At 39.0% G+C, this 2,047-nt stretch carries 2 protein-coding genes and 1 tRNA gene; 1 reads left to right on the top strand and 2 read right to left on the bottom strand.

The features are described 5' to 3' along the window. The first annotated feature begins 366 nt into the window (after positions 1-366). A complete protein-coding gene (add, locus tag J536_RS23990; protein ID WP_032063533.1) occupies positions 367-1,362 on the top strand; it encodes an adenosine deaminase in 996 nt (331 codons plus the stop codon). 149 nt (positions 1,363-1,511) lie between these two features. Here the strand turns inward: add and J536_RS23985 are convergent. Beyond that, a tRNA-Pro gene (locus J536_RS23985) sits at positions 1,512-1,588 on the bottom strand. 142 nt (positions 1,589-1,730) lie between these two features. Further along, on the bottom strand, positions 1,731-2,047 hold a 317-nt coding region (nadA, locus tag J536_RS23980), incomplete at its 5' end, for a quinolinate synthase NadA (RefSeq protein WP_032064235.1).

Genomic DNA, 2,047 nt, shown 5'->3' with positions numbered 1-2,047 from the left:
GCCAGAAATAGATTTCTACAGATAAATTAATCGCTTTATCAGTTTGGTCTTTAGCAAGCCTTTATTCATCTTTACAACTAAAAAGCAAAATACCAATGACCATTCTTCAGCCAATCCACTCTTGAAGAGTCAACAAAAACAGGCTCAGCGAAATTAAAAACAATAAAAATCTTGGTGCTTGTATTTTACACAGACTGCGTTGTCTTCTTAGGCCAGAACAATGTCATCAAAATTAAAACTTATACAAATATAGTAAGTTCAAAAAACTCAACTCAACGCTTTTCACAAAAACATAGCAAATCCAAACTTTTATCAGCGCAACTAAACATGCATGATGAATTGATACGAACAGATAAGAAGAAATTTATGATTACTAAAACGCTTCCACTTACAGATATACACCGCCACCTTGATGGCAACATCCGCATTCAAACCATTTTAGACTTGGGGCAACAATACAATTTAGATTTACCTGCTTACGACATTGAATCTTTACGACCCCACGTACAAGTGATGGATAACCAACCAGACTTATTAAGTTTTTTATCTAAGCTCGATTGGGGTGTAAAAGTATTAGCGAGCCTAGATGCCTGCAAACGTATTGCTTTTGAAAACATGCAAGATGCAGCACAGCAAGGCCTAGACTATGTAGAGCTGCGTTTTTCCCCGGGTTATATGGGAATGCCACATCAACTCCCGCTCGAAGGTGTTGTTGAAGCTGTGATTGCTGGCGTAAAAGAGGGTAGTCAGGTGTACGGGGTAAAAGCGAATTTAATTGGCATTATGAGTCGTACTTTTGGTCAAGAAGCCTGCGAAAAAGAATTAAATGCCCTGCTTGCCCATAAAAATGATATTAAAGCGTTGGATCTCGCTGGAGATGAGCTTGGTTTTCCGGGCAATTTATTTATTGATCACTTTAAAAAAGCACGTGATGCAGGTTGGCACATTACCGTACATGCAGGCGAAGCTGCTGGCCCAGAAAGTATTTGGCAAGCCATTGTAGAATTAGGTGCAGAACGGATTGGACATGGTGTTAAAGCAGTTCAAGATTTAAAACTTCTAGATTATTTGGCTAAACACCAGATTGGGATTGAATCTTGCCTGACTTCGAACATTCAAACCAACACAGTGCCTTCTTTAGCAGAGCACCCATTAAAGACTTTTTTAGAACATGACGTACTTGCTACCATTAATACAGATGACCCTGCGGTAGAAGGCATTGAAATACAGCATGAATATTTAACTGCTGCCCCACTAGCAGGTTTAAGCCCTGAGCAAATTTATACAGCTCAAGAAAATGGTCTTAAAATCGCATTTTTATCAGAACAAGAAAAAGATGAGTTAAGGCAGAAATATCAATAACAGAGCTTATATAAATAAGTTCAAATATTGGATTGTATATGAATTAAAATTAAAATATATAAAAACAAAAAAATTCCTTCTACCTGTAAGACTAGAAGAAATTCTTTTCAATATTTGAGATATTTTCAAAGCTTGAACGCTTTTAAATATGGTCGGAGCAGTAGGATTCGAACCTACGACCCCCTGGTCCCAAACCAGGTGCACTACCAGGCTGTGCTATGCTCCGATCTATCTCAGCTTTTGCTGTATCGCACATCGTGCGGTACGGTGTGCATTCTAGGCGTGACGCCCTCAGACGTCAACACCTATTCTCAAAAAAAGTTAAAAATCCTTATCAAATGTATATTTAACAAGCATTTTGAGGTTTTTTAACGTTTTAACGATGCACTAAAGGCTAACATTCGATCTAAAGGCATTTTGGCACGTTCAGCAAGTGCTGGATCAACGTGTATTTCCTGATCACCTTTTTGTAAAACTTCTAAAATTCCGTCGAGTTCATTCATTGCCATCCACGGACAGTGGGCACATGAACGACAAGTTGCCCCCTCACCCGCTGTTGGCGCTTCAACTAAAATCTTATTGGGTACTGCTTGCTGCATTTTGTAGAAAATACCGCGGTCAGTTGCCACAATGAGTCTTTCGTTTGGTAAAGTCTGCGCAGCTTTAATGAGTTGAGAAGTACTAC

Source organism: Acinetobacter sp. 809848 (genome assembly GCF_000581275.1).
GTDB classification, from domain to species: Bacteria; Pseudomonadota; Gammaproteobacteria; order Pseudomonadales; family Moraxellaceae; genus Acinetobacter; species Acinetobacter pittii.
Note: the sequence above shows the minus strand (reverse complement) of the source record. Positions and strands in the feature narration are given on the sequence as shown.

Coding starts and splice junctions, on each gene's coding strand:
- add (WP_032063533.1), top strand. CDS start 367: ATGATTACTAAAACGCTTCCACTTACAGATATACACCGCCACCTTGAT.